The organism is Asanoa ferruginea (assembly GCF_003387075.1).
GTDB classification, from domain to species: Bacteria; Actinomycetota; Actinomycetes; order Mycobacteriales; family Micromonosporaceae; genus Asanoa; species Asanoa ferruginea.
Window position 1 is genome coordinate 3,612,801 of the sequence record NZ_QUMQ01000001.1, and the last position, 25,062, is coordinate 3,637,862.

Below are 25,062 nucleotides of genomic sequence, written 5' to 3' on the forward strand. Positions count from 1 at the left end.
GACCTTGACGGTCGTATGCGGCGAGCACCCGCTGGATCGCGTCGACCCGCCCGGCCTAGTCGCCGCGCTCGCGGCCGGTGTTCGCCAGTTGTGACAACGCGTTGAGCGTCGCCTGGTGGTCGGGGCCGAGCCTGGCCTCCAGCACGGCGACCAGGTCCGCCAGAACTGCCTGGTAGATCGTCTGGTCGCCGTGGCCCGCTCGATTCAGCACGGATGCGCACACCTGCTCGACAACGTGGTCCGGCAGTTGGGCCAGGTCGCCGAAGAGCGAACCCTCGGCGCCCTCCGCGCGCACGATCTCGGCCCGCAACGCCAGTGCGGTCGCGACCCGCTCGTGCCCGTTGCGCCAGAAGTTGGCCACCGTCTCGTCGATGACCGGCCGGGCCTCGCGCAGGTTGCCGCGTTGCAGCAGCAGCTCCGCCAGCGGTTCGAGGCCGAACGCGTAGCCCGCGTGCTCGCGGCCGTAGAACGCCAGCCGGTCCTCGGCGCCGCGCCGCAGTTCGGTCTCGGCCTCGTCGAGCCGCCCGGCCATCCGCAGCACCATGCCCAGGTTCATCCGGTAGCTGAGCTGGTCCCTGGCGGCCTCGTAATCCTGGCCGGGCGCAACGGAGGCGGCGTCGCGGAAGCACTCGATGGCGCGACCCATCCGGTCGCAGTTGAGCAGCAGGCTCCCTAGGTCACACTGAGCCGCCGCCCAAGCCGTGCTGCCCCGACCGTGCTTCTTGGTCACCGCCTTCACCTCGCGCGCCATGAGCTCTTCGGCCTCGACCACGCGGCCCTCCCGCAACAGCGCGAAGGCCACCTCGATCGGCATGGGTTTCGACGTCACGTCGCGGGATCTTAATGATCAAGCGCGGCGGCGACTGTCCCTCGCACTCCCAGGAAGAGCAGACACTGGCTGTCGCCCCTAGCGCGGTGGAGGGTTGAGCCATGAGTTCTTCTGGGCGTATCGCAATTATCACCGGGGCCAACAGGGGCATCGGGCGTAGTGCCGCCTTGCATCTGGCCCGAGATGGGGTCGGGGTCATCCTCACCTATCGCAGCCACGCCGAGGAGGCGGCCGAGGTGGTCAAGGAGATCACCGACCTGGGGCCAGCCGCGGTCGCGCTCGAGCTCGATGCCGGGGATGTCGGCTCGTTCGATGGCTTCGTCACCACCGTCACCGATGTCGTGAAGCAGACCTGGGGTCGGGACAGCTTCGATTATCTGGTCAACAACGCCGGGATGCAGATTCCGATGTCGTTCGGCGAGGTGACCGAGGAGAACTTCGACCGGGTCGTCAACGTCTACTTCAAGGGCGTCTACTTCCTGACCCAGAAGCTCTCCGGGCTCCTGGCCGACAACGGCGCGGTCGTCAACGTCTCCTCCGCCATGACCCGGTTCTACGTGCCCCAGCGCATCGTCTACAGCGCCGCCAAGGGTGCGACCGAGGTGCTTACCCGCTATCTCGCCGAAGACCTCGGCGGCCGCGGGATCCGGGTCAACACCGTCGCTCCCGGTCCGATCGCCACCGACTTCAGCGACGGCCTGCTGCGCGACAACCAGCAGGTCCAGGACCAGATCGTCGGTGTCACCGCGTTGAGCCGGATCGCCCTCGCCGACGATGCCGGTGCCGCGATCGCCGCGATGCTGCGCGACGACAACCGCTGGGTGACCGGCCAGCGCATCGAGGTCTCCGGCGGCATTCACCTCTGATCGGGTCAGCGCAGTCGCAGCTCCGACCACGGCACGGTGGTCATGTCGCGGCGCAGGATCAGCCGGGCCACCGCCTCCAGCAGCCACGGTCCGCCGGCCTCGTCGCGCTCATACCCGAGCAGGCGTCCCCACGGTCCGCGCACGACGATGGCCGCGGTGATCTGCGGGCCGTCGGCGACCAGGTCGACCACCCGGCCCAGTGGACGGCCGGCCGGATCGACGGCGACCCGGCCGAGTAGGTCGCTCGCCCGCTCAGTCATCGTCGGCTCCCGGGATGCGACCGATCGCATGCTCGTCGAGCCAGCGTTCCAGCGGCGCCGGGTCGAGCAACTCCACGCGGACCGACAGGTGCACGGCCGAGTCGATCCGCTCGACCAGGTCGTAGGGGATCCGGCGGGGGCCGCGGCGGTCGATGTCGAGCCGGGCCGCCGACGTCGTCACCCAGCGACCCAACCAGCCGCCGAGCCGCGGGCCGAGCGCCTGCTGGCCGGTGAGCAGCGCGGTCACCCGGGGCCCGTCGAGTTCGAGGTCGTCGACCTTGCCGACGGGCGTGCCGTCACGGTCGACGATCTGGCGGTCGAGCAGATCGAACGCGAGCAACATGTCAGCCTCCCATCCCGGTCATCACCATCAGCGGGATCGCCGCGACCGCCGCGGCGACGACGATCACCAGGTAGATCAGGCCCAGCGCGTTGGCGAACCGGCCGTTGACCTTGTCGCCGAGATAGCGGCGGTCGTTGGCGACGACCAGGATCGGCAGGTAGGTCAGCGGCAGGGCGATGGCACTGAAGATCAGCATGTATTCGGTGAGCTGGATCGGGTCGATCGTGGTCAGCAGTGCGGCGACCGCGATGAGGATGCTGACCAGCACCACCAGGTGGAACCGGGTGGCCTGGCGGGGCCGCAGCATCTTGCCCCAGGCCCAGCCGAAATACTGCGCGACCGTGTAGCCGGCCGACAGGCTCGTCTCCATCGCCGCGCCGAAGGTGGCCGCGAAGACGCCGATAATGGCCAGGGCAAGACCGATCTGGCCGTACGCGAGTCCCGCCGGCAGGACCGCCTGGCCCAGTGTGTCGACGCGTACGCCGAGCGGGTGGAAGACGGCCGCCGAGGTGGCCAGGAAACCGAAGGCGAGCAGCCCGCCGAGCGGGAAACCGAGGAACACGTTGACCCGGGAGAGGTTGAGGTCGCGGGCCGTCCACCGTTCCTCGACGCCGCCGGAGGAGAAGAAGAACACCTCGTAGGGCGTCATGGCCGAGGCGAACAGCGCGATCGCGAAGAACCAGTAGGTGGGCCAGTTCTCGCCCGCCGGCGGGGTCAGGTGTGTGACGCCGCCGAAGTCGGGGCCGAGCGAGAACGCCGAGACCAGCACCACGATCAGCGCGAGCCCGGCCAGCCCGAAGACGCGTTCGAGCGTTTCGAACCGCACCCGCCAGAGGGCCAGCCAGAGCAGCACGGCGACGAGCGGGACCCAGAGGAGGTACGGCGCGCCGTTGAGCAGTTGCAGCGCGAGGGCGACACCACCGATCTCGGCGCCGAGCGTGGCGACGGTGATCAGGTAGGAGCCGATCAGGTTGACCAGCGCGACCCGCGGGCCGAGCCGTTCGCGGACCAGGTCGAAGACCGGCCGGCCGCTGACCGCCGCGACCCGGCCGGCCATCTCGGCATACACGCAGATCCCGATGACCCCGACCACCAGCACCCATGCGTGGGAAAGGCCGAAGCGGGCGCCGGCCTCCGATGTGGACACGATGTCGCCGATGTCGACGAAGCCACCGATGGCGGTCAGGATGCCGAGGGTGACAGCCAGCAGCCGTTTCACGAGTGCACCGCGATGAACGTCGTCAGGCCGTCGGACACCGCGGCGGCGCCGTCGGCGGCGGCCCGCAACGCCGCGGGCGTGCCGTCGGCCTCCTCGATCCCGTCGAGCGCGGCCTTGGCCTCGCGCAGCAGCGGGTCGAGCTCGTCGCGCAGCTTTCGGGACCGCTCGTCCGGCGGTCCTTCGGCGGCGAAGTTCTTCGCGGCACCGCCGAGCGCGTCTCGGGCGTCGGCCAGGCTCGCCCGAGCGAATGCCGCCGTCACCCTGCCGTCGGCCCGCGCGCCGGCGGCCAGCCGCGCGGTGGCGACCGCCCCGTAGGCCGACTGCGCAGCGGACACCGTCATCGTGCGGTAGTCGTGGAAGTCGGCCGGCCTGGTCGCGAGGTATCCCAGGCCACCCCACAGCACCGCGACGACCGTGACCAGCGTCGCCGCCCAGTCCCGTGACCGCATGGCCCCTCCTCCGCCGACCCGCCGACCCGCCGGCGCTGCCGGCGCACCCGGCTCTGCCGACTTGCCAGCGCAGCCGGCTCTGCCGACCTGCCGGCGCAGCCGGTTACCCAACTCGTCGGGATCTCACGCTTGACGGTTCTTACTTGAGCGAGTAAAAAGTTACTCATGCGAGTAACTGAGACTGTGACATCGGGAGCCCGGCGGGCGCAGATCGTCATGGCCGCGATCGACACGATCGCCGAGCTGGGGTATGGCAACGCCTCGTTCGCCCGCATCGCCAAGCGGGCCGGGATCAGCAGCACGCGGCTGATCTCCTACCACTTCGACGACAAGGCCGAGCTGGTCCGGGCCGTCGTCGGTGCCGTGCTTGCCGAGGCGGCCGACTACATGGGCAAGCGACTCCGCGCGGGCGGCACCCGTCCCGAGCTGCTGGCCACCTACATCGAGTCCAACCTGGAGTTCATCGCCGAGCACCCGACCGCCATCCGGGCGGTCAACGAGATCGCGGCCAACGCCCGGGCCGACGACGGCACCTCGCTGGTGCGGCTCGAAGACGTCGACGACCCGGTGTCCCGCCTGGCCACGCTGTTCCGCGAGGGCCAGGAAGCCGGAGACTTCCGCCCCTTCGACCCGGTCGTGATGGCGGTGACGTTGCGTGCGGCCATCGACGCCGCGGCCGCGCGGCCCGATCTCGACCCGCACGCCTACGCGGCCGAGTTGGTCGCCCTCTTCAGCCTCGCCACCCGGAAGGACCCCTCATGACCACGACGGCCCAACCCGAATCCCGCACTGCGGCGCCCAGCCGCGGCACTCTCCTCCTGCACCTGTTCGTCGACTTCGGCCTGCCGCTCATCGCGTTCTACGGCCTGCGCGTCGCCGGCGTCGACCAATGGTGGGCCCTGCTGCTGTCCGGCGTGATCCCGGTGGTCGCGGTGATCGCCAAGTTCGTGCGTACCCGCAAGATCGATTTTCTGGCGGTCTTCGTCATCTCCGTCGTCGCGCTCAGCCTGGGCGTCTCGGCCATGACCGGCGACGCCCGCACCATGCTGGTCCGCGACGCCTGGGGCGGCCTGCTCGGCGGCCTGGTCGCGGTGTGGCTGCTGGCCTCGGTGTGGGTGGGCCGGCCGGCGCTGATGTCGCTCTACCGGACGTTCGTGCTGGCCAAGGTCGGCGCCGACGGGCTGCACGCGTGGGAGTCCAAATGGGACACCGACCGCAAGTTCCGCTACGCGATGCGGGTGCTGACCTTCGTCTGGGGCTGCGCCGGCCTGCTCAACGTCGTCGCGACCCTGTTCGCCGCCTACCTGCTGCCGCTCGACCTCGCGCCGGCGGTGCTCAACGCGAGCTGGCCGGTCATCCTGGTGCCGACCCTGCTGTTCCACCTCTACTACACCAAGAAGTGGGACCTGCGCGCATGAGCACCGACGTGATCGTCGCCGGGGCCGGCCCGACCGGCTTGATGCTGGCCGGCGAGCTGGCCCTGGGCGGCGCCCGGGTGGTGGTGCTGGAGCGGCTGGCCGCCCGCACCGGCCAGTCGAAGGCGCTCAACCTGCAACCCCGGTCGGCCGAGGTGCTGGCCTCCCGCGGACTGCTCGACGACATCCTGGCGATCGCGCCGGCCCGGCTGCCGGCGGGCCACTTCGCCGGCATTCCGCTGGACTACTCGACGCTGCGGACGCCTTACCCCTTTCAGATCGGCATCCCGCAGGCCCGCGTCGAGGAGCGCCTCGCGTCCTGGGTGACCAGCCTGGGCGCCGAGATCCGCTATGGCGAAGCAGTGGAGTCGTTCAGCCAGGACTCGTCGGGCGTGCTGGTGAACGGCGCCGCCGCCGGCTATCTGGTCGGGTGCGACGGCGCGCGCAGCGTCGTCCGCAAGCAGTTGGGCGTGGCCTTCCCCGGCCGCGACGCGCGGATCTGTGCCCTGGTCGCCGACGTCACTCTGGCCGAGGCGGGGCCGTCTGCATGGGCATTGCCCGCGCCGGGCGGAGACGGGCTGCTCACCGTGCTGCCGCTGGGCGACGGCGTCTTCCGGGTGCTGGCCGCCGGCCCGAAGCAGATGGCGGCCGGAAAGGACGACCCGGTGCCCGACGCCGAGGTGGCCAACGCACTGGCCCGCGACGGCCTGACCCTCGGTGAGGTGCGCTGGGCCAGCCGGTTTACCGACACCACCCGGCAGGCCGCCGACTATCGCGTCGGTCGCGTCTTCCTGGCCGGCGACGCCGCACACATTCACTCACCGGCCGGGGGACAGGGCCTCAACCTGGGCCTACAGGACGCCTTCAACCTGGGTTGGAAGCTGGCCGAGGTGATCCGCGGCGAATCCGGCGACGACCTGCTCGACACCTACCACGCGGAGCGGCACCCGGTCGCGGCCCGGGTGTTGCAGTCGACCCAGGCCCAGGGCGTGCTGCTGGTGCCCGACGAGGACGTGACCGCGCTGCGGGCCGTCTTCGCCGAGTTGGTCGACACCCGCGCGCTGGCCGCCCGGGTGGCCGGGCTCGACCACGGCAACCGGCTGCCGGACCTCGACCTGACCGTGTTGCACGACGGCCGCCGGCACGTCGTCAATACCCCGCAAGGCCCGGTCACCGTCCGGCCGGACGGCTACGTGGCAGGGGTCGATCCCTGGATCGACAGCGATAGTTCCAGCGTGGAGACTGGCGTCACCCCGGAACGCTAGGAGCCCGTCGATGGACCTGCGCCGAATCCGCACTCTCCTCTGCGCCCTCGTTCTGGCCATCGCCGGCGGGCTGGCCGTGGGCTCGCCGGCTGCGGCCGGTGAGCGGTGCATCAGCACACCGGGCCAATATCAGGCCGCCTGGCAGGCGCGGGAGGTGCGCTGTGTCGAGCCCACGCTGTTCGCGACCACGCACAGCCGCGGCGACAACTTCCTTTACCCGAGCGGCTTCGCGTACGCGTGGGCCGGCTCCAGCGTCAACCTCGAGGCCTACCTGAAGCTGCGCCACCGCTACGGCGACCAGCCCGCGAAGGTTGGCGTCGGGATCCTGTCCTATGTCGGCTATCCGGGCCTGGAAACCTGGCCCTACCCGACCGACCTCGCCGTCTACACCCTTCCGCGCGGCGTGCACGCCACGGTGCCGACCTTCGCCGAGTGGTTCCGCCTGGTGGGCAAACAACTCGGCTTCCCACGCGCGGCGCTGCGTGACCTCGAGCGGGCCTACACCCGGCTCGGCCGGAACGAAGACGTGGTCGACGCGTTCGAAGACGTCACCGGCTGCCAGCGGGCCGCCCTCCTCGACGGCGCCTTCCCGGGGCCCGAGATCGGCTGCAACGCCGACTTCCTCGCCGCGCTGACCGCCGCCGGGCCGTCGCCCTACGAGGGCGCCGAGTCGACGCAGTGCTTCGCCAACTTCGCGGCCGGCTATGCGGGCCCGCGCAACGCCGCGGCGCTGCGGGCGGTGCTCTACCAGTGCCAGGACGCCGGGTTCCTCAACACCGGTGTCGGGCGCGGCTACAACACCTACGCCGACCCGTTGATCTGCAAGCCCGCCGCCGCCCAGTCGGTCGAGCAGCGCTATACCGGCCGCGAGTTCATCCTGCCCAACGTGACCCTCGACGCCCTGCCCAGCTCGGTCAACATCCCCCTGGACATCGGCGAGCCGGGCCAGCGCCCGTTCCTAACCCGGGGTTTCTGTTAAGGCCCGGTCGAGGATCTCCAGTCCTTCGGTGAGTTCGTCGTGGGTGGCGGTCAGGGGCGGCGCGATGCGGAACACGCCACCCATGCCGGGTAGCTGCACGACGTTCATGTGCAGGCCGAGTTCGAGGCAGCGCCGGGTCACCTCGGCGCCGACCTCGTCGGAGGCCAACTCGAGGCCGGCGAGCAGGCCGCGGCCGCGTACATCCGTGATGATCTCGTGTTTGTCGGCCAGGTCGAGCAGGCCGCTGCGCAGGAAGCTGCCCGACTCGGCGGCCCGCACGTCGAGCTTGTCGCGTTCGAGCACGTCGAGGACCGGGTTGCCGACCGCGGCGACCAGCGGGTCGGAGACGTGGGTGGTGAAGAACAGGTAGCCGCGCTCGTGTGCCCGCTCCTCGATCTCGGCGGAGGTGATCACGGCGGCGAGCGGCAGGCCGGCACCCAGCGTCTTGGAGAGGGTCAGGATGTCGGGCACGATGCCGTCGCGCTCGAAGGCATACCAGGCGCCGGTGCGGCACAGGCCGGTCTGCGCCTCGTCGACGATGAGCAGCATCTCGCGCTCGCGGCACTTGGCCGACAGCGCGGCCAGGTAGCCCTCCGGGAGATCGATCACGCCGCCGGAGCTGAGGATCGGCTCGACGATGCAGGCGGCCAGGCTGCCGACCGACTGGGCGTCGATCAGGTCGAAGGCGAGATCGAGTTGGCCCGGCCAGTCGAACTCGGCGCCGCCGCGCGCGAACGGCACCGGGATCGCGTAGTTGCCTGGAGCGGCGGGTCCGTAGCCCTTGCGCCCGGCGCTGTAGGTCGCGGCCGCCGCGGCCTGGGTCATGCCGTGCCAGGACCGGGCGAAGGAGACGATCTCGTGCTTGCCGGTGACCAGCTTGGCCATCCGGATCGCGGCCTCGTTGGACTCGGCGCCGGTGGTCAGCAGCAGCACCTTGGTCAACGGGTCGGGCAACGATCCGGCCAGGCGGCGCGCCAGATCCACCACAGGTGGGCTCAGCATGCCGCTGAACAGGTGGTCGAGCGTGGCCGCCTGGCCTTGGATCGTCGCCACGATCTCCGGGTGTGAATGCCCGAGGATGGCGCTCATCTGGCCCGAGGTGAAGTCGAGGACCCGCCTCCCGGACTCGGTGAACACATAGCTGCCCTCGGCGCGCACGATCACCTCAGGGGTGAACCGCCCGGCTGCCGAATACCGGATCAGGTGCCGGTCGACGTCGTCCCAGAAGCCCATGGGGCCACGCTAGACACCGCTTGCCTTGCTGGAAAGGGAAAGCCGACCGAGGTGCCGGGGCAGGAACTCGTTGTCGAGGCCGACCCAGCGGATGCTGCGGTGATCGCCCGGGTTCGCGTGGAGGGTCTTCTCTGTCGAGCCGAAGGCGTCGAACAACGCGAGCGCGTCGTGGCGGTCGACGTGCTCGTCGTTCCAGGGGAGCAGGAACTGGACCGGGACGGTGATCTCTCGTGCCGCCTCGATCAGCGCCTCGTGCGGGAAGAACCCGCCACCGAAGATGGCCGCACTGATCCTGGGCTCGGCCGCGGTCAGCGGAATCCCGATCGCGGTGCCCAGCGTGATGCCGCCGCCGTAGCCGATCGGCCCCTCGATCCCGAGCTCCTGCTGCACGGCGTCGATGGTCGCCTGCCATTCGGGGACGGCCCGCTCCGCCAGCGAGGTGCCATAGCGGATGGTGACCGAGCGGAAGGCGTCGTTGTCGCCCGCGGCCAGGGCCTGCCCGAGGTCGGCGCGGGCCTGCTCGTCTTCCGCCGAGCGGGTGCGGTCGCCGTGGCCGGGGGCGTCGATGGCGACCACAGTGAAACCCCAGGTCGTCACGGCGTCGCGGGCGCGGGCCAGTTGTGCCGGCGTCTTCTTGTGTTGGCCGCCGCCGTGCCCCATCAACACCAGGGGCGAGGGATCGGCCGAATCGCCCGCGGGCGACCAGAGCACGCCAGTGATCTCGCCGAGCGTGAACTCGCGTTCGACGACACCGTTGGCCGATGTTTCCACAGTGAAATGCATGGTCGTTGCCTTTCGGGAGTGCCTGTTGATTCGGCGCTCCCGGGCGAGACCTAGGTCAATCGCGGCGAGGGGGAGCGCCCTGCGTGCATGGGTCCCACCTCCTCGCGTCGTGCTGTTTGCCGACCCGCAACCTAAGCCGTCGAGCTCGCCGGGCTCAACTGGTTTTCCGGGGCCAGTTCCCTGAGCACCGCTTGGATCGCCGGGCTGGCCTCGGCGCTGCGCCGCCACGCCGCGTAGACCTCGCGCTTCGGTTGGCGGCGCAGCGGGCGGGCGACGAGGTGGTCGCCCAGCGGCGGGCGGGCGAGCCGGGGGATCAGCGCGAGCACCTCGCCTGCGGCGACAAGCGAAAGCTGGGTCGCGAAATCATCGATCAGATGGGGTACGGCGGGTTCGTCGTTCTCGAACAGCCGCCGGAACCATTGGTGGCACACGGTTCCGGGTGGGCTGGTCACCCAGGCGTGGCCGGCCAGGTCGGCGCGGGCGAGTGGCCGGTCGAGCGCGGCGAGCGGGTGGGTGCGGCTCATGACGACGTCGCCGGCGTCGGTGTGCAGGTGACTTTGGGTCATCGACGGCGGCAGCGGGGCCGGCAGCCCGTCGGCGTCGTGGACGAGAGCCAGGTCGGCCACCCCCGAATGGACGCTGTGCAGGGCCTGGTCCGGGTCCTGTTCGGTGAGGTGCAGCCGCAGGTCGGGGGAGTGGGTCGACAGTCGCGGGACGGCGGGTGCGAGCAGCCCGCGGATGGCGGTCGAGAAAGCGACCACCCGGAGCACGCCGCGGGGCGCGCCGTCGGCGACCGACCGGGCCGCTTCGGCGCAGCGTTCCAGCGCCTGGAAGACGTCGGGCGCCGAGTCGACGACGGCCTGGCCGGCCGGCGTGAGCACCACCCCGCGCCCGGCCTGCGCCAGCACCGGCACGCCGACCTGCCGTTCGAGCCGCTTGATCTGCTGCGAGACCGCCGAGGCGGTGAAGCCGAGTTCGTCGGCCGCCGCCGCCAGCGTGCCCAGCGTGGCCACCGACCGCAACGCCCTCAGGGCCGCGACATCGATCATGAAGCCAGCCTACGCAATACTGCCAAGAAAGCATCGCTGGACCGTTGGTATCGGGGCCGGGCAGGCTCGCAGCATGACCTCGCTCTTCGGCTCCAACCTCGTCGCCATGGTGACCCCGATGCGGCCCGACGGCGCGCTCAGCGAGCCGGGGCTCGCGAGCCTCGTCGACCACCTGCTGGCCACCGGCTGCGACGGCCTCGTCGTCGGCGGGACGACCGGCGAGTCGCCCACCCTGACCGAAACGGAGTCGGCCTGGCTGGTCGGCGCGGTGTCGGGCCGGGTGCGCGGCCGGGCCCGGGTGATCGCCGGCATCGGCACCTATGACACGGCCGCCAGCGTGCGCCGGGCCCGCGCGGCCGAGGCGGCCGGAGCGCACGCGCTGCTGCTCGTCTGCCCCTACTACTCCCGGCCGACCCAGGCCGGGGTGGTGGCCCACTGCGTGGCGGTGGCCGACGCGACCGAACTGCCGGTGATGCTCTACGACGTTCCGGCGCGCACCGGCATCGCGATGTCACCGGCCACACTGATCGAACTCGCCGGGCATCCGCGGATCCGCGCCGTCAAGGACGCCAAGGGAGACCTCTTCGAAGCCATGTCGATCATGGTGGGCACGTCGCTGGCCTACTACTGCGGCATCGACGAGCTCAACCTGCCCTACCTGGCGTGTGGCGCCGCCGGCGTGCTGAGCGTCGTCGGCAACGTCGCCGCCAGTCGCAACGCGGAGCTCATCCGTGCGGTCCGCGCCGGCGACCTCGACTCGGCGCGGGCGATCCAGCACACGCTGCTCCCGTTGGTCGACATCATCATGCGGACCTCTCCGGGTGCCGTGATGGCCAAGGCGGCGCTGGCTCAGTTGGGGATCATTCCGGACGCGACGGTGCGGCTGCCGTTGCTCGAGGCCACCTCCGTGGACCTCGCGCGGCTGGACGAGGTGCTGGCCGTGCCTGCCTGACACCGGCCTCCCGACGTGTCAGTGGCGTGTCAGGTCGGTGTCAGGGCCTCCGTCGATTGTTATCGACATGAACAGTGCAGCGATTGAGGTTTCCGGGTTAGCGAAGAAGTTCGGGGACAAGGTCGTACTCGATGGGATCGACTTCGATGTTCCCGCGGGTTCGGTGTTTTCCCTGCTGGGTCCGAACGGGGCCGGCAAGACGACGACAGTCAACATCCTGACCACTCTGATGAACGCCGATGCCGGCACGGTACGCGTCGCCGGGCACGACATCGCCGCTGAGACCAAGGCGGTGCGGGCCGCGATCGGCGTCACGGGCCAGTTCGCGGCGGTTGACGAGCTGTTGACCGGGCGCGAGAACCTCCAGTTGATGGCCGACCTGAAGCGGCTGGGTTCGGGTGAGGCCAAGCGGGTCGTGTCCGGGTTGCTGGAGCGGTTCGACCTGGTGGAGTCGGCGGGCAAGCAGGCGTCGACCTACTCGGGTGGCATGCGCCGCAAGCTGGATCTGGCCATGACGCTGGTCGGCAACCCGTCGATCATCTTCCTGGACGAGCCGACGACGGGTCTTGACCCGCGCAGCCGGCGGACAATGTGGACGATCGTGCGGGAGCTCGTGGCCGACGGGGTCACGATCTTCCTGACCACGCAGTATCTGGACGAGGCCGACCAGCTCGCCGACCGGGTCGCGGTCCTGCACCAGGGCCGGCTGGTGGCGTCCGGCACTCCGGATGACCTGAAGCGGCAGGTGCCGGGTTCACACGTCCGGCTGCGGTTCGCTGATGTCGCCGCGCTCGACGAGGCGGCGCGGGTGCTGACCGACGCCCAGCGCGACGACGACGGGCTGGCGCTGCGGGTGCCTAGCGACGGCGGCACCAAGTCGCTGCGGGCGCTGCTCGACCGGCTCGACGAGCACTCGGTGAGTGCCGAGGAGTTCTCCGTACACATGCCCGATCTCGATGACGTTTTCCTTGCCCTGACCGGCAGCAACACCACGGAGGTGGACGCGAAATGAGCACCCAGCCGCACGCGATCGTCATGCTTCGCCGCAACTTCAAGCACATCGCCCGGAACCCGACCTCGGTGTTCAACGCGGTCCTCATGCCGATCGTGATCATGCTGATGTTCGTCTACATGTTCGGCAAAGCGTTCGCGGTCGGTGTCGACTACATCGACTACGCCACACCGGGTCTGATGTTGCTGGCCGTCTGCTACGGGCTGGGGTCGACGGCGACCGCGGTCAACTCCGACATGACCAAGGGCATCATCAACCGCTTCAAGGCGATGGACGTCTCCCGCGGCGCGGTGCTGACCGGCCACGTCGTGGCCACCGTGCTGACCAACCTGGTTGCGATCGCGGCCCTGACCGGGGTCGCTTTCGCTCTCGGCTTCAGCCCGGCGGCGAGTGCGCTCGACTGGCTGGGCGTGGTCGGTGTGGTGGTCCTGCTGGGGTCGGCGGCCGGGTGGTTCACCGTTGCCCTGGGCCTGTTCGCGAAGTCGCCGGAGACGGCGGGCCTGGCCGCGGTGCCGCTGGTGATGCTGCCGTTCTTCAGCAGCGCGATCGTGCCCGCCGACAAGATGGGGCCGGGGCTGCGGGAGTTCGCGGAATACCAGCCCTTCACCCCGATCATCGAGACCCTCCGGGGGCTGCTGGCCGGCACGCCGTCGGGCCACGACGCGATGATCGCGGTCGCCTGGTGCATCGCCATCGCGGTCGTCGGCTACGTGTGGGCTAGTTCCACCTTCAAGAAGCGCGCCTGACTTGGCCCCCTACCGAAAGCCGCCTCAGCGAACCCCACATCGCTGAGGCGGCTTTCGTGCTACTACGAGCCGATCGAGTGCGAGACCCTGACGCCACGACCGGATCCCACCTGCGTAGCTAGAGCCGGTCGAGCCAGATCACGATGCCGGTCAGGTTGGTGAGTACGGCGGCCGCCCCGGCTCGGATGGCGGCCGCGCAGCGCTCCGGGGTGAACGAGGTGGCGTCGTAGGTCGACGACGCGCCGAGGCCCTCGCCGCGGAATGACGCTCCCGACCAGTCGACCGCGGTCACGTTGTGAGTGGGCTCGGCCACCTCCGCGCCCACGACGAGGAACTTCTGTGCCAGGTGGCTCGCCGTGACCAGCGCCAGCGGGTCGATCAGGTTGTTGCCCGCGGTGACGATCAGGTCCGGGCCCATGTCGATCGCCTTCGTGATGCTGGGCACGACGTCGCTGCCGGCCCGCACCGTTCGCAGGTCGACGTGCTCGTCCTCGGCCCAACCCTCGATCGCCGTCACCAGGGCCTTGGTCGGGCCGTCGTCGCCGGCGGTGAGCAGCACGACCCGGTATCCCTTGGCCGGGTGGATCCCGTTCCACGAGCCCGGTTCCGGCGTGATCGTCGCTTCCGGGGTGGGTGCCGACGTCGGGTCGACGAAGCCGGGGCCGAGCGTGCCGACCGGGCTGGGAATCGGGCGCGGTTGTGACCAGTCGGCACCGGTGCCGGAGGCGCATCCGGTGGCGAAAGCGGCGGCCACGGCGAGCGTGGCAGCGGCCCGAAGCATGGGGCGCAACGTGGTCGTCCTTCGAGTGGTGGCGATGAGGTGCGCGTTCTTCCTATCCCAGTTCGCGCCGCGCTCAAATCGCAGCGGCAGGTTGTTGCCAGCGGTTCGCCCGCGGGCCGGCTCTTGTTCACCCGTGACGTGCAACGTGCACGGTCGAGTGAAGGAGCACCATTGGCACTGCGTACCAGCCGTTCTGTTGTCATCGCGATCGTCGCGGCGCTGTTTGTCGTGCTGAGCGCCGGGCCGGCGCTCGCACACGGCTTCTCGTCGGTCGTTTTCGTCGATATCAGCTCTGGTGACGACGGTCACGTGCAGACGAAACTGGGGCTCGAATACGACCTATTTGTGGTTTCCACCGCCGATTACGAGGACAACGATCCCCTTTTCCGGGCCGGGACGACCGCATTCGACAACGGTGACAGCGTGGCGCAGGTGGCGGCACTCAACACCTATGCGGGTTCGGTGATCACCTACGTCACCAAGCGCTTCTCGGTCACCTCGAACGGTAAAGCCTGCGTGCCGACAAAAGTGGGCGACTTCACAATGGACGTCCAGGAGGGCGTGCCCTACACCGATCTGCTGCTCGACTGGGCCTGCCCCGGCCGAGCCGACGCGCACGAGGTGCGCAGCACCCTCTTCCCCGATGCCGAGGGCTACGTCAAAGGCACCAAGACCATCGTCACGTACGACCTGGACGGCCACTCCGGCAGCGCCGCGCTCGACGCCAACCAACCGTCGTTCTCGACCGGGCAGTCGACGCAGGAGCGGTTCTGGGAGTTCTTCCGCCTGGGCGCCGAGCACCTGCTCACCGGCATCGACCACATCCTGTTCCTGCTGGCGCTCATCGCGGGATCGCGGCGCCTGCGGGAGATCGTGCTCGCGGCGACCAGTTTCACCCTGGCCCACTCGGTGACGTTCATCCTCGCCGCGCTCGGTCTGGTCGACGTGCCGGCCCGGGTCGTGGAACCGGTCATCGCGCTGTCGATCGCCGCTGTCGCGGGCTGGTATCTCTGGCGGATCTGGCGGCGCGGCAGCCACGCCACCGACCTCGAGTCGACCGGCGACGGCCATTTCAACCTGGACCGTGCGGGTTGGACCCGCCTCGGGGTGGTTTTCTGCTTCGGCCTCGTGCATGGTCTCGGCTTCGCCGGCGCACTAGGGATCGACGAAGCCTTTTCGTGGACGCTGCTGTGGTCGCTGCTGGTGTTCAACGTCGGCATCGAGGTCGTACAACTGACGATTATCGCTGTTGTCTTTCCGCTCCTGATCCTGCTGCGCCACCGGGTGCCCAAGGTTGGTCTCTGGACGACCGGCGCGATTTCCGCGGGCGTATCCGTTATGGGACTGATCTGGTTCGTGCAAAGGGCTTTCGGGCTGTGAGATCGCTGAGATCTTTCGGGAAGGGCCACCGATCCGCCGGACCTCATTCACGGCCAGTTCATCGAGCGGCGAAACGTTGAGGTCGCTATACCCCTCCTCTCATCAGGAAAAGGGACGGAAACCGATGAGATTGAGCAACTCCCCACAGGCCTCCGGGCTTGTGCGGCGCCGCATGGCCACTGGGGCCATCGCGGCAGCCCTGGGCCTGGCCGTTGCCATCGGTGGTCTCACGACCGCCGCCAGCGCGGCCGATCCCACCACCATCACCAGCGTCATCCTCGGTGTTGGTGCCAACGAGTCGCAGCGCATCGTCACGTGGTATTCCTCCGCTGACACCGCGCAGGAGATCCAGGTGGCCCCGACGGCCGAGCTCGTCAACAACGAGTTCCCGGCCAACGCGGCCACCTTCGACGCGATCGGCGCGGCGAACATCGCGACCAGCGGTGGCTTCAACCGCCACGCGACGATCTCCAGCCTTCAGGAGCACACGGCGTACTCCTACCGGGTCGGCGCCGAAGGAAGCTGGTCACCGACCTACTCCTTCAAGACGCAGGACTTCGAGGGCGACTACGACTTCCTGTTCTACGGCGACCCGCAGATCGGTTCGTCGGGCAACGTGGCGAAGGACCAGGCCGGCTGGCAGGACACGCTCGACGTCTCGCTGGCCGCCAACCCCAACGCCGAACTGCTCGTCTCGGGTGGTGACCAGGTCGAGACCGCGAACACCGAAGCACAGTGGAACGCGTTCCTGGCCCCCGACAAGCTCCGCCAGTACCCGTGGGCCGCGACCATCGGTAACCACGACGTCGGCGGCAAGGCCTACGAGCAGCACCTCTTCACCCCCAACACCGACCGCTCGGGCCCGTTGTACGCCAACGGCAACCCGGCTTCGAACACGTCGGGTGGTGACTACTGGTACATCTACAAGGATGTGCTGTTCATCGACCTGAACAGCAACAGCTACACCTCCGCCTCGGGTGGCGGCGGCGACGAGGCGCACATCGGCTACGTCACCAACGTCATCAACCAGCACGCCGCGGACGCGAAGTGGACGGTGCTGGTTTACCACCACTCGATCTACTCGCCCGCGGACCACGCGCAGGACGGCGACAACAAGGTGCGCCGGGTCGACTTCCCGACCGCCTTCTCCAAGCTGGGTGTCGACCTCGTCCTCCAGGGTCACGACCACAGCTACTCGCGTAGCTACGTGATCAAGAACGGCGAGAAGGCCAACCCGGCCGAGCAGCCCGGTGCGGCCGACGTTGTCGCCGGTCCGGGTGGAGTGCTCTACGTGACGGGCAACTCGTCCTCGGGCTCGAAGTACTACGACATCACCGACCCGAAGACGAACGAGCCGTCGAGCGGCGCCGGCAACGGTCCGGACCCGCTCAACCCGGACAGCTACTGGTACAACTCGGTTCAGAACCAGGAGCACGTCCGGTCCTACGTGAAGGTCCAGGTCCGCAGCGACAAGCTGGTGGTCGAAAACCTTCGCAGCGGCACGTGCGCGGCGCCGAACGCGGCGGTCGAGCTCGGCAACGTCGACTGGTGCAACAACACCACGGCCGACCAGCCGGTCGGCTCGGTCGTCGACAAGGTCACCGTGCACCCCTACAACGGTGACGGGCAGGCCATCCAGGTCAACGTGCCCAACGCCGCTCCGGGTGAGTTCGGCTGGACGATCGACGGCTACAACGGTCTCGTCGACCTCGGCACCGCCGTTGACCACGACGGTGACTACTTCGGTGCGACCGGCCAGATCAACCCGATCGTCGTGTCGGACAACCGTCGCTCGCTCGCCCCGTGGTCGATCTCGGCCAGCGTCGGCGACTTCCGCGACGCCGACAAGACCTTCTCGGGCGCTTACCTCGGCTGGACGCCGCAGGTGCTCGAGGCGGGTGCCGGCGCGCAGGCCAGCGGCGCCGTGCCGTCGGCCTACGACGACCACGGCCAGGGCCTGTCGGTCTCCCGTGGCCTCGGTTGGGCTTCGCAGGGCCACGAAAAGGGCACCGCGAAGCTGGGCGCCGGCCTGGATCTGAAGATCCCGGGCAGCGTCGACAAGGGCGGCTACCGCGCCACCCTGACGATCACCGCACTCAGCAGCTGATCGAACGTGTTCCAGGTGGCGGGGCCGGGTGCCTTCGGGTGCCCGCCCCGCCGCTACTTTCCTTCAATTCGCGTAAGGATCCAAGATGCGCCGGATCATGACCCTGTTCTTCGTCGCCGCACTGACCATTCTGGGTGCGAGCGGCCCCGCGCTGGCCGATGACGGCGACGTCGCCTGGACGGTCCGGACGGCTTCGAACAGCTACGGCGCCGACCGGTCCAGCTTCAGCTACGCCGTGAACCCCGGCGGCCAGGTCAAGGACGCCATGGTCGTGGCCAACCGGGGCAAGGCACCCCTCAACCTGGCGGTGTACGCCGCGGACGGCTTCACGACCGACACCGGCCAGGTCGACCTGCTGGTCAAGGACAAGAAGTCGGTGGGCGTCGGGGTCTTCCTGCACGCCGACCGCGACAAGTTCTCCATCAAGCCGGGCGAGACGGTCACGATCCCGTTCACGATGGCGGTCCCGTCCAACGCGACGCCCGGCGATTATGTCGGCGGCATCGTCACGTCACTGACCCAGGCCGAAGGCGCGGAAAGCATCAACGTCGAACGGCGCCTGGGCATCATGGTCAAGCTGCGGGTCAGCGGTCAGCTCAACCCCGCGCTCGCGATCGAAGACTTCCACGTCGACTACGCCGGCACGGTCAACCCGTTCGCCAAGGGCGACGCGACCGTCTCCTACTCGATCCACAACACCGGCAACACGATCCTGTCGGCCTCGCAGGCCGTGTCCGTCTCTGGCCCGTTCGGCTGGCTGCGGACGGCGGCGGGCAAGGTCGCGGCGCCGCCGCAGCTTTTCCCGGGTGAGAGCTGGAAGGTGTCGGTGCCCGTTTCCGGCGTGGCGCCCGCTCTTCGCGTGGGCGCGACCGTGTCGCTCTCGCCGTTGCTCACCGACCCGTCGGGGTCGACCAGCGCGCTGGATCCGGTCGAGGCCACGGCGCACGGGGCAGCCGTACCGTGGACGCTGCTGGTGTTGGTGGTCGTTCTGATCGCTCTTGTCGTCGGAGCGGTCTACTTCACGCGCCACAACCGCGCGAAGCGCAAGATCCGCGAGGACGCCCGCGTGCAGGAGGCCATCGACCAGGCGCTGCGCGACCAGAAGGCCAAGACCGCCTGACCGACGCGCGGCTGGATTGAAGGGTTTCCCGGGCCGCACTGCGAAAGTTGCGGACGCCAACGAGAATGGGCCGGCATACGGCCGTATCGATGGTGAGGGAGTTTCGGTGAGCGGTGGTCTCGCGGCACTGTTGGATGATGTGGCGGTCCTGGCGCGCACCGCCGCCGCGTCCATCGATGACGTCGGCCTGGCCGCAGCCAAGGCCGGTTCGAAGGCTGCCGGGGTGGTCATCGACGACGCGGCCGTCACACCGCAATACGTGCGTGGCCTCGCGGCCGAACGCGAGTTGCCGATCGTCAAGCGGATCGCGCTGGGCTCGCTGCGCAACAAGTTCCTGATCATCCTGCCGGTGATCCTCGTGCTCAGCGAGTTCCTGCCCTGGTTGCTGACTCCACTGCTGATGCTCGGCGGTGCCTATCTCTGTTACGAGGGCGCCGAGAAGGTCTGGGCCAAGATTGCCCACCATGATGCCCACGGCGCGGGCGAGGAACGGCAGCCCGACGAGAAGACGTTGGTGTCGGGCGCGATCCGGACCGACCTCATCCTGTCGGCGGAGATCATGGTGATCTCGCTCAACGAGGTCGCCGACGAGGGATTCGTGTCCCGGCTGGCGATTCTCGTGATCGTCGCCTTGGCCATGACCGTGCTGGTGTACGGCGCGGTCGGCCTGATCGTGAAGATGGACGACGCCGGCCTGCGCCTGGCTGAGCTTCCCCGGCAGCGGGTCGCCGGCTTCGGCCGCGGCCTGGTGAGGGCGATGCCCCGGGTGCTGGCCGTGCTTACCGTCGTGGGCACCGCCGCGATGCTCTGGGTCGGCGGGCACATCCTGCTGGTCGGTGCGGATGAGCTGGGCCTGCACCACCCCTACGAGGTCGTGCACCACCTCGAGGAGGCGGCCCACGACGCCACCGGCGCGCTCGGTGGCCTGGCGGGCTGGCTGGTCAACACCGCGGCCAGCGCCGTCGTTGGCCTGATCCTCGGTGCGTTGATCGTGGCCGTCATGAGCGTCACCTTTCACCGTGGCAAGTCGCACGACGAAGCCGAAAAGGCGCACGAGCCAGTGCAGTAGCCGTCACACGTCGCGGCGGTTGGTGGCGAGGATCGCGAGTGCCGCGGCCACGACGGCCCAGGCGGCGTACACCGTCCAAGCGCCGAGATCGGTTGCCGGGACCTGGCCGTCCAGGGGCCGGCGAGTTGCTCAGCCGACAGGTGATACCACGCACTGTGCGGCAGTGCCCGCTCGATCGCCGCGAAAACGGGGTCCCGGCTGGTGAACAGGACCGGCAGGAGCATGAGGACGACGACCGTACCCACGATGCTGCTCGCGCTGTGCCTGATGACGCTGCCGATCGCGAGGCCGACCAGCGCGCAGACCGGGGTGAAGAGCGTGGAGGCCGCGATCACCCGCATGGCGTGTGGGTTGCTGATCGGCACGTCGGCGCCCCGACCGGCGAGGATGATCTGGACCGCGCCGAACGAGCTCGATGACACGATGAGGCCATAGCCGGTCATGACCGCGCTGAGCACGACGACTTTGGCCGCCAGCACGGCGCGCCGGTGCGGGACGGCGGTGAACGTCGTGCGGATCAGGCCGGTGGAAAACTCGCTGACGATCATGATCGCGCCGATGCTGCCGGCCGCGAGCATCACGACCTGGCTGGCGACGTCGGTGAACGCGTCGAAGAGGGCGGAGCTGAGGAAGTCGGCCCGCACCGACGCCGGATAGCTGGGGAATCTCGTGTAGTCGGCGACGGCGGCGCTGACGTTGAGGCCGACAATCGTCAGCGCGCTGACCAGCAACGCCCACGGCGTCGAGCGCAGCGAGCGCAACTTGATCCACTCGGCGGCGAGCAGGTGGTGGAACCTCGAAGCCGTCATTGGGGCTCTCCGGCGAGAAACTCGACGCTGTCGGTAGTCAGGTTCATGAACGCTTCCTCCAGCGATGGGGTACGGGTGGTCAGCTCGCTGAGCGTGATGCGGCGATCCATCGCCAGCTCGCTGACGCGCGTCACGGTCAGCCCGGTGACGGCGAGAGCGCCGTCCGCCTCGATCCCGACCGACCCGCCGGCCGACGTCAGCGCCTCGGCGAGCCTGGCGCCGTCGGCGGAGCGCACGACGACAGTCGGTCGGGCGCCGCGGCCGGCGAAGTCGGTGACGCTCTCGGCGGCCAGGAGCCGCCCTTTGCCGAGAACGACGAGTTGGTCGGCGGTGTTCGCCATCTCGGTCATCAGGTGGCTGGACACCAGGACGGTCCGGCCCTGGGCGGCCAGGCCGCGGAACAGCCCGCGTACCCAATGCACGCCCTCGGGGTCCAGGCCGTTGATCGGCTCGTCGAAGAGCAGCACCGGTGGATCACCGAGCAGCGCGCCGGCGATGCCGAGGCGTTGGCGCATCCCGAGCGAGAAGCCGCCGATGCGGCGGTGGGCCACGGCGGCCAGACCGACCTCGTCGAGGACGTGGTCGACCCGGGCCCGCGGTATCCCGTTGCTGGCGGCGAGCGCCGCCAGGTGGCTGCGGGCGCTGCGGCCGCCGTGGACGTCGCCCCCGTCCAGCAACGCGCCGACGTGCCGCAGTCCGCGGTGGTGGTCACGGAACCGGCGTCCGTCGACAGTGGCGCTGCCGCGGGTCGGCTCGACGAGGCCGAGGATCATCCGCAACGTGGTCGACTTGCCGGAGCCGTTCGGCCCGAGGAAGCCGGTGACCTGGCCCGGCCGCACCGTGCAGGTCAGACTGTCCACCGCGGTGGTGCGGCCGTAGCGTTTGGTCAGTTCGCGCAGTTCGATCACGCGGCCCACGGTGCCGCAGGAGGTTCGCCGGTTCATCGGTCCGGCGGCTGGGAATCGGCGGCGCGATCCGACCGGGGAGGTACATCCACGGTCTGATGCCGGCGGGGTGTGGCGTGGCTAGCATCGGGCGCATGACCGGCACCAGGCGCCGCTGGGCGTACGCGCTGGCCCTTGGTTATCCGCTTCTCATGATCGTCGCGATCCGCAGCGTCCAGCAGGACGACAACGGGCTGCGGGTGCTCTGGCCGGCCATCGTGATGGCGTTGCCGGTCGCCCTGCTCCGCCGCCATCCGCTGATCGCACTGTCCCTGATGACAGGTGGCGCGGTCGCCGTGGTCAGCACGCTGGGCCCGGGTGACGTGTTCTTCGGCCCTCGGCTCGCGGTCGTGGTGGCCGTCGGCGCGGTGGTCGCGGCCAGCCGCCCGCGGGTCGGCGTCGGCGCGGCCGCCGTAGCGTGGGGCGCGCTGGCCGGTGCGGAGATCGGCTGGCGGGCGAGCTACAGTGCGGCGCCGGAGCGGATCGCTGTCGCCGCGGGTGACACCCAGCTCTTGTTCTCCGCGCTGCTGGTCGCGGTCAGCGTGGCGGTCGGCCTGCTGCTCCGGCAGCGGCGCGAACACGCCGACTCGATGCGGGCGCAGGCCGCCAGCGCGGCGATCATCGGCGAGCGGCTCCGCATCGCCCGCGAGCTGCACGACTCCGTCGCACACCGCATCGGCATCATCGCTTTGCAGGCCGGCGCCGCGAACCGGGTCTTCGACACCCAGCCCACCCAGGCCCGCCAGGCGATCGGCGTGGTGGAGTCGGCCAGTCGGGAGGCGCTGGCCGAGCTTCGCCGGATGCTGGGCGGCCTGCGCGCGAATGACCTGGGCGGCCTGCGTGCGAATGGCCTGGGCGACCCACCGGCGACCGGCCTGGCCGACCTGCCGAAGCTGGTCTCGGCCACGGCCGCGGCCGGCGTGCGGGTGGACGTGCGATGGCTCGGGCCGCACACGGCGCTGCCCCCGGAGATCGACCGGTCGGCGTTCCGGATCGTCCAGGAGGCGGTCACCAACGTGATCCGGCACGCCGGCGTCGACTCCTGCCGGGTGACCATCGAACACGCCGACGGCGCGCTGGCCATCGAGGTGCTCGACGACGGGCAGAGCCCGCCCGGTGCCCTCGGTACCGGCCACGGACTGGTCGGCATGCGCGAACGGGTCGCGCTGCTGCACGGCTACTTCTCGGCCGGACCCCGGGTGGAGGGCGGCTTCCGCGTCGCCGCCCGGCTGCCGATGCCGGTCGCCGCCGCATGACGATCAGGGTCCTGCTCGTCGACGATCAACCGCTGGTTCGCGCCGCCGTGCGGATGGTCATCAGCGACGCGCCCGACCTCGACGTCGCGGGCGAGGCCGGCAGCGGCGGCGAAGCGGTCCGGATGGCGCGGGACCTGCGTCCCGACGTCGTGGTCATGGACCTGCGGATGCCCGGCATGGACGGGATCGAGGCGACCCGCCGGATCGTCGGCAATGCCGGGCACGCCCGCGTCCTCGTCCTGACCACCTTCGACGACGACGACAACGTGTATGGCGCACTGCGCGCCGGCGCCTGCGGGTTCCTGGTCAAGGACATGGCGCTCGACGACATCCTGGAGGCCATCCGCGTGGTGGCCGCCGGCGACGCGCTCCTCGCCCCGACTGTCACGCGGCGGCTGATCGAGGAGTTCGCCCGCCGGCCCGAGTCCGTGCCCCGGCCCCGGGTGGTCGAGGGGCTCACCGACCGGGAGACCGAGGTGCTGACGCTGGTGGGCCGTGGGCGGTCGAACACCGAGATCGCCGCCGACCTGCACATCACCATGGCGACGGTCAAAACCTACGTGTCCCGGCTGCTGTCCAAACTCGACGCTCGCGACCGCGTCCAACTGGTCATCATCGCGTACGACGCCGGCCTGGTCCCGGCTCGAAAATCGCTTGAGGTGAAGTGGGATTGAGCCTTTACGGTGCTGCACATGGATCTGCCGCGGCCGTTCTGGTTTCTCTGGGTCGGGACCCTGATCAACCGGTTCGGCTACTTCGTCATCCCGTTCCTGACGCTCTATCTCGTACGCCATCAAGGGTTTGATCCGGCGACCGCCGGCGCGGTGGTGTCGGCGTTCGGGGCCGGTTCGTTGGTCAGTCAACCGCTCGGCGGGTGGTTGACCGATCGCGTTGGCCGGCGCCCGACGCTGGTGGCTGGAATGCTCGCCACCGCCGCGGCATATCTCGCGCTCGGAGCGGCCGCCTCCCCGCTGGTCCTGACCGCGTGCGCGGTCGCGGCGGGGCTCGCCACCGACCTTTATCGCCCCGCGGTGGCCGCGATCGTCGCCGACCTCGTCGCACCGGAACAGCAGCGGCGTGCGTTCGGCCTGCTCTATTGGGCGATCAACCTGGGTGTCGGTGTCGCATCGGTGCTGGGCGGGATGCTCGCCGAGCGCAACTTCGGCCTGTTGTTCGTGATCGACGCGATCACTTGCGTCGGGTTCGCCGCGATCGTGCTGATCGCCGTGCCCGAGACGAAGCCGGCACGCTCGGCGGCTGCCACGGCGACCGCCCTCGATCCCCGGCTCGTCGGGCTGACGGCGAGCACGTTCGTCGTGGCGGTGGTCTACTTCCAAGGTTTCGTCACGCTGCCGCTGGCGATGCAGGCGCACGGGCTCGATGCGGCCGCCTATGGCCTGGTCGCCGCGGTCAACCCGGTGGTGATCCTGGTCTGCCAACCGATCCTGATGCGGCTGCTGGCGAAACATTCATTGGTGTACGTATATGCGATCAGCGGAGTTCTCTCGGGCATCGGGTTCGGCCTCACGCTGGCCGCCGAAAGCACCGCCGGCTTCGCCGCGACCGTCGTGGTGTGGACGCTGGGCGAGATCGCGTTGAACATCTCGGCTCCCGCCATCCTCGCGGCGATCGCCCCGGCCGACATGCGCGGCCGCTACCAGGGTGTATGGGGCACCTCGTGGGGGCTGGCGATGCTCGTCGCGCCGGTGGCCGGGACAGCGACGTGGCAACGGTTCGGAGCCGGGCCGCTGTGGCTCGGCTGCCTGGTGGCGGCGAGCGCGGCTACATGCTCACTACTCGTCTGGAGAGCTAAGTGGACAGTCATGCCTTCGCCGGCCTGATGGCGACGATCGCGCGTGCGTGGAACACCGGCGACGCCGCCGCGGCGGCGGTCTGCTTCACGGAAGATGTCGTCTATATCGAACCGCCCGATCGACAGCGTTACGCCGGCCGCGCCGAGCTGTTCGAGTTGTCGGGTGGCAGCGACCCGTCGCCCATGTCGATGACCTGGCACCATCTGGTCTTCGACCCGGAGCAGCAGGTCGGGGTCGGCGAATACACGTTCCGCGGGCGGCGGCAGTTCCACGGCATGGCCATCGTGCACGTCGAGGGCGGGAAGATCCGGCGCTGGCGCGAATACCAATACGAGAGCGAGGCCGGCTGGGTCGACTTCGTCGGCGACAGCCGGTTCTGAAG

General features: G+C 69.6%; 27 protein-coding genes. 16 read left to right on the plus strand and 11 right to left on the minus strand.

The features are described 5' to 3' along the window. Positions 1-55 precede the first annotated feature (55 nt). A complete protein-coding gene (locus DFJ67_RS17080) occupies positions 56-829 on the minus strand; it encodes a tetratricopeptide repeat protein (protein WP_147315527.1) in 774 nt (257 codons plus the stop codon). 101 nt (positions 830-930) lie between these two features. Here DFJ67_RS17080 and DFJ67_RS17085 point away from each other — a divergent pair, with 101 nt between their 5' ends. Then, entirely contained in the window at positions 931-1,695 is a 765-nt protein-coding gene (locus tag DFJ67_RS17085; protein WP_116068889.1) for an SDR family NAD(P)-dependent oxidoreductase, read from the plus strand. A gap of 5 nt (positions 1,696-1,700) precedes the next feature. Here the strand turns inward: DFJ67_RS17085 and DFJ67_RS17090 are convergent, their stop codons facing one another. From DFJ67_RS17090 to DFJ67_RS17105, 4 genes are read right to left on the minus strand one after another with little or no spacing between them, the layout of a single operon-like run. Next, on the minus strand, positions 1,701-1,955 hold the full coding sequence (locus tag DFJ67_RS17090; protein ID WP_116068890.1) for a PRC-barrel domain containing protein: 255 nt from the start codon (positions 1,953-1,955) through the stop codon (positions 1,701-1,703). After that, on the minus strand, positions 1,948-2,298 hold the full coding sequence (locus DFJ67_RS17095) for a PRC-barrel domain-containing protein (protein ID WP_116068891.1): 351 nt from the start codon (positions 2,296-2,298) through the stop codon (positions 1,948-1,950). The genes DFJ67_RS17090 and DFJ67_RS17095 overlap by 8 nt, the downstream gene beginning before the upstream one ends. A 1-nt stretch (position 2,299) precedes the next feature. Continuing rightward, positions 2,300-3,517: an NRAMP family divalent metal transporter gene (locus tag DFJ67_RS17100; protein WP_116068892.1), complete on the minus strand. Its 1,218-nt coding sequence runs from the start codon at positions 3,515-3,517 to the stop codon at positions 2,300-2,302. Further along, positions 3,514-3,966 (minus strand): hypothetical protein, encoded by a 453-nt coding sequence (locus tag DFJ67_RS17105; protein WP_116068893.1) that lies wholly within the window; start codon positions 3,964-3,966, stop codon positions 3,514-3,516. Before DFJ67_RS17105 ends, DFJ67_RS17100 begins: the two co-directional genes overlap by 4 nt. A gap of 216 nt (positions 3,967-4,182) precedes the next feature. On the opposite strand from DFJ67_RS17105, the gene DFJ67_RS17110 reads away from it, so the two are divergent. The 4 genes from DFJ67_RS17110 to DFJ67_RS17120 are packed head-to-tail and all read left to right on the plus strand — an operon-like array spanning position 4,183 to position 7,625. Then, on the plus strand, positions 4,183-4,728 hold the full coding sequence (locus tag DFJ67_RS17110) for a TetR/AcrR family transcriptional regulator (protein WP_203783576.1): 546 nt from the start codon (positions 4,183-4,185) through the stop codon (positions 4,726-4,728). Continuing rightward, entirely contained in the window at positions 4,725-5,384 is a 660-nt protein-coding gene (locus DFJ67_RS42745; protein ID WP_170215890.1) for a VC0807 family protein, read from the plus strand. The genes DFJ67_RS17110 and DFJ67_RS42745 overlap by 4 nt, the downstream gene beginning before the upstream one ends. Beyond that, positions 5,381-6,646, plus strand: a complete 1,266-nt coding sequence (locus DFJ67_RS17115) for an FAD-dependent monooxygenase (protein ID WP_170215891.1) — start codon at positions 5,381-5,383, stop codon at positions 6,644-6,646. Before DFJ67_RS42745 ends, DFJ67_RS17115 begins: the two co-directional genes overlap by 4 nt. A gap of 10 nt (positions 6,647-6,656) precedes the next feature. Continuing rightward, positions 6,657-7,625 (plus strand): hypothetical protein, encoded by a 969-nt coding sequence (locus DFJ67_RS17120; protein WP_116068896.1) that lies wholly within the window; start codon positions 6,657-6,659, stop codon positions 7,623-7,625. Here DFJ67_RS17120 and DFJ67_RS17125 read toward each other — a convergent pair. From DFJ67_RS17125 to DFJ67_RS17135, 3 genes are all read right to left on the minus strand, one after another. Beyond that, positions 7,605-8,858 carry an aspartate aminotransferase family protein gene (locus DFJ67_RS17125; RefSeq protein ID WP_116068897.1) on the minus strand — a complete coding sequence of 418 codons (1,254 nt, stop codon included), beginning with the start codon at positions 8,856-8,858 and terminating at the stop codon, positions 7,605-7,607. The two genes, DFJ67_RS17120 and DFJ67_RS17125, sit on opposite strands and share 21 nt — an antisense overlap. 9 nt (positions 8,859-8,867) lie before the next feature. Beyond that, complete coding sequence (locus tag DFJ67_RS17130) at positions 8,868-9,641, minus strand: dienelactone hydrolase family protein (RefSeq protein ID WP_116068898.1); 774 nt, start codon at positions 9,639-9,641, stop codon at positions 8,868-8,870. A gap of 131 nt (positions 9,642-9,772) precedes the next feature. Then, positions 9,773-10,690, minus strand: coding sequence for a LysR family transcriptional regulator (locus tag DFJ67_RS17135; protein WP_116068899.1), 918 nt, complete (start codon positions 10,688-10,690; stop codon positions 9,773-9,775). A gap of 73 nt (positions 10,691-10,763) precedes the next feature. Here DFJ67_RS17135 and dapA point away from each other — a divergent pair, with 73 nt between their 5' ends. From dapA to DFJ67_RS17150, 3 genes are all read left to right on the plus strand, one after another. After that, the gene (gene dapA, locus DFJ67_RS17140) at positions 10,764-11,642 is read left to right on the plus strand and encodes a 4-hydroxy-tetrahydrodipicolinate synthase (protein WP_116068900.1); all 879 of its coding nucleotides are present in this window, start codon (positions 10,764-10,766) and stop codon (positions 11,640-11,642) included. A gap of 67 nt (positions 11,643-11,709) precedes the next feature. Next, complete coding sequence (locus tag DFJ67_RS17145; RefSeq protein ID WP_116068901.1) at positions 11,710-12,654, plus strand: ATP-binding cassette domain-containing protein; 945 nt, start codon at positions 11,710-11,712, stop codon at positions 12,652-12,654. Further along, positions 12,651-13,400: an ABC transporter permease gene (locus tag DFJ67_RS17150; protein ID WP_116068902.1), complete on the plus strand. Its 750-nt coding sequence runs from the start codon at positions 12,651-12,653 to the stop codon at positions 13,398-13,400. Before DFJ67_RS17145 ends, DFJ67_RS17150 begins: the two co-directional genes overlap by 4 nt. A gap of 118 nt (positions 13,401-13,518) precedes the next feature. Here the strand turns inward: DFJ67_RS17150 and DFJ67_RS17155 are convergent, their stop codons facing one another. Further along, positions 13,519-14,181 (minus strand): type 1 periplasmic-binding domain-containing protein, encoded by a 663-nt coding sequence (locus DFJ67_RS17155; protein ID WP_116068903.1) that lies wholly within the window; start codon positions 14,179-14,181, stop codon positions 13,519-13,521. Between the two features lie 171 nt (positions 14,182-14,352). On the opposite strand from DFJ67_RS17155, the gene DFJ67_RS17160 reads away from it, so the two are divergent. The 4 genes from DFJ67_RS17160 (at position 14,353) to DFJ67_RS17175 (ending at position 19,857) form a co-directional block, all read left to right on the plus strand. Further along, complete coding sequence (locus DFJ67_RS17160; protein ID WP_116068904.1) at positions 14,353-15,561, plus strand: HupE/UreJ family protein; 1,209 nt, start codon at positions 14,353-14,355, stop codon at positions 15,559-15,561. A gap of 172 nt (positions 15,562-15,733) precedes the next feature. After that, positions 15,734-17,668: a purple acid phosphatase family protein gene (locus DFJ67_RS17165; RefSeq protein WP_203783573.1), complete on the plus strand. Its 1,935-nt coding sequence runs from the start codon at positions 15,734-15,736 to the stop codon at positions 17,666-17,668. 85 nt (positions 17,669-17,753) lie between these two features. Next, entirely contained in the window at positions 17,754-18,788 is a 1,035-nt protein-coding gene (locus tag DFJ67_RS17170) for a WxL protein peptidoglycan domain-containing protein (RefSeq protein ID WP_116068906.1), read from the plus strand. 106 nt (positions 18,789-18,894) lie between these two features. Next, positions 18,895-19,857: a DUF808 domain-containing protein gene (locus DFJ67_RS17175; protein WP_116068907.1), complete on the plus strand. Its 963-nt coding sequence runs from the start codon at positions 18,895-18,897 to the stop codon at positions 19,855-19,857. On the opposite strand, the gene DFJ67_RS17180 is transcribed toward DFJ67_RS17175, so the two are convergent. Together DFJ67_RS17180 and DFJ67_RS17185 are read right to left on the minus strand one after the other, a co-directional pair. Further along, positions 19,803-20,666 (minus strand): ABC transporter permease, encoded by an 864-nt coding sequence (locus DFJ67_RS17180; protein ID WP_203783572.1) that lies wholly within the window; start codon positions 20,664-20,666, stop codon positions 19,803-19,805. The two genes, DFJ67_RS17175 and DFJ67_RS17180, sit on opposite strands and share 55 nt — an antisense overlap. Beyond that, entirely contained in the window at positions 20,663-21,574 is a 912-nt protein-coding gene (locus DFJ67_RS17185) for an ATP-binding cassette domain-containing protein (protein ID WP_425321067.1), read from the minus strand. The genes DFJ67_RS17180 and DFJ67_RS17185 overlap by 4 nt, the downstream gene beginning before the upstream one ends. 131 nt (positions 21,575-21,705) lie before the next feature. On the opposite strand from DFJ67_RS17185, the gene DFJ67_RS17190 reads away from it, so the two are divergent. The 4 genes from DFJ67_RS17190 to DFJ67_RS17205 are packed head-to-tail and all read left to right on the plus strand — an operon-like array spanning position 21,706 to position 25,060. Next, positions 21,706-22,866 (plus strand): sensor histidine kinase, encoded by a 1,161-nt coding sequence (locus tag DFJ67_RS17190; protein ID WP_116068908.1) that lies wholly within the window; start codon positions 21,706-21,708, stop codon positions 22,864-22,866. Next, the gene (locus DFJ67_RS17195; protein WP_116068909.1) at positions 22,863-23,540 is read left to right on the plus strand and encodes a response regulator; all 678 of its coding nucleotides are present in this window, start codon (positions 22,863-22,865) and stop codon (positions 23,538-23,540) included. The genes DFJ67_RS17190 and DFJ67_RS17195 overlap by 4 nt, the downstream gene beginning before the upstream one ends. Positions 23,541-23,558: 18 nt before the next feature. Beyond that, complete coding sequence (locus DFJ67_RS17200) at positions 23,559-24,707, plus strand: MFS transporter (RefSeq protein ID WP_116068910.1); 1,149 nt, start codon at positions 23,559-23,561, stop codon at positions 24,705-24,707. Further along, positions 24,680-25,060, plus strand: coding sequence for a nuclear transport factor 2 family protein (locus DFJ67_RS17205; protein WP_147315528.1), 381 nt, complete (start codon positions 24,680-24,682; stop codon positions 25,058-25,060). Before DFJ67_RS17200 ends, DFJ67_RS17205 begins: the two co-directional genes overlap by 28 nt. Positions 25,061-25,062 lie beyond the last annotated feature (2 nt).

Bases quoted from the DNA above. Each gene is read 5' to 3' on its own strand.
- DFJ67_RS17190 (WP_116068908.1), top strand. From the start codon at position 21,706: ATGACCGGCACCAGGCGCCGCTGGGCGTACGCGCTGGCCCTTGGTTAT.
- DFJ67_RS17135 (WP_116068899.1), bottom strand. From the start codon at position 10,690: ATGATCGATGTCGCGGCCCTGAGGGCGTTGCGGTCGGTGGCCACGCTG.
- DFJ67_RS17155 (WP_116068903.1), bottom strand. From the start codon at position 14,181: ATGCTTCGGGCCGCTGCCACGCTCGCCGTGGCCGCCGCTTTCGCCACC.
- DFJ67_RS17200 (WP_116068910.1), top strand. From the start codon at position 23,559: ATGGATCTGCCGCGGCCGTTCTGGTTTCTCTGGGTCGGGACCCTGATC.
- DFJ67_RS17105 (WP_116068893.1), bottom strand. From the start codon at position 3,966: ATGCGGTCACGGGACTGGGCGGCGACGCTGGTCACGGTCGTCGCGGTG.
- DFJ67_RS17095 (WP_116068891.1), bottom strand. From the start codon at position 2,298: ATGTTGCTCGCGTTCGATCTGCTCGACCGCCAGATCGTCGACCGTGAC.
- DFJ67_RS17150 (WP_116068902.1), top strand. From the start codon at position 12,651: ATGAGCACCCAGCCGCACGCGATCGTCATGCTTCGCCGCAACTTCAAG.
- DFJ67_RS17085 (WP_116068889.1), top strand. From the start codon at position 931: ATGAGTTCTTCTGGGCGTATCGCAATTATCACCGGGGCCAACAGGGGC.
- DFJ67_RS17195 (WP_116068909.1), top strand. From the start codon at position 22,863: ATGACGATCAGGGTCCTGCTCGTCGACGATCAACCGCTGGTTCGCGCC.
- DFJ67_RS17125 (WP_116068897.1), bottom strand. From the start codon at position 8,858: ATGGGCTTCTGGGACGACGTCGACCGGCACCTGATCCGGTATTCGGCA.
- DFJ67_RS17180 (WP_203783572.1), bottom strand. From the start codon at position 20,666: ATGACGGCTTCGAGGTTCCACCACCTGCTCGCCGCCGAGTGGATCAAG.
- dapA (WP_116068900.1), top strand. From the start codon at position 10,764: ATGACCTCGCTCTTCGGCTCCAACCTCGTCGCCATGGTGACCCCGATG.
- DFJ67_RS42745 (WP_170215890.1), top strand. From the start codon at position 4,725: ATGACCACGACGGCCCAACCCGAATCCCGCACTGCGGCGCCCAGCCGC.
- DFJ67_RS17120 (WP_116068896.1), top strand. From the start codon at position 6,657: ATGGACCTGCGCCGAATCCGCACTCTCCTCTGCGCCCTCGTTCTGGCC.
- DFJ67_RS17110 (WP_203783576.1), top strand. From the start codon at position 4,183: ATGGCCGCGATCGACACGATCGCCGAGCTGGGGTATGGCAACGCCTCG.
- DFJ67_RS17145 (WP_116068901.1), top strand. From the start codon at position 11,710: ATGAACAGTGCAGCGATTGAGGTTTCCGGGTTAGCGAAGAAGTTCGGG.
- DFJ67_RS17115 (WP_170215891.1), top strand. From the start codon at position 5,381: ATGAGCACCGACGTGATCGTCGCCGGGGCCGGCCCGACCGGCTTGATG.
- DFJ67_RS17170 (WP_116068906.1), top strand. From the start codon at position 17,754: ATGCGCCGGATCATGACCCTGTTCTTCGTCGCCGCACTGACCATTCTG.
- DFJ67_RS17130 (WP_116068898.1), bottom strand. From the start codon at position 9,641: ATGCATTTCACTGTGGAAACATCGGCCAACGGTGTCGTCGAACGCGAG.
- DFJ67_RS17165 (WP_203783573.1), top strand. From the start codon at position 15,734: ATGGCCACTGGGGCCATCGCGGCAGCCCTGGGCCTGGCCGTTGCCATC.
- DFJ67_RS17090 (WP_116068890.1), bottom strand. From the start codon at position 1,955: ATGACTGAGCGGGCGAGCGACCTACTCGGCCGGGTCGCCGTCGATCCG.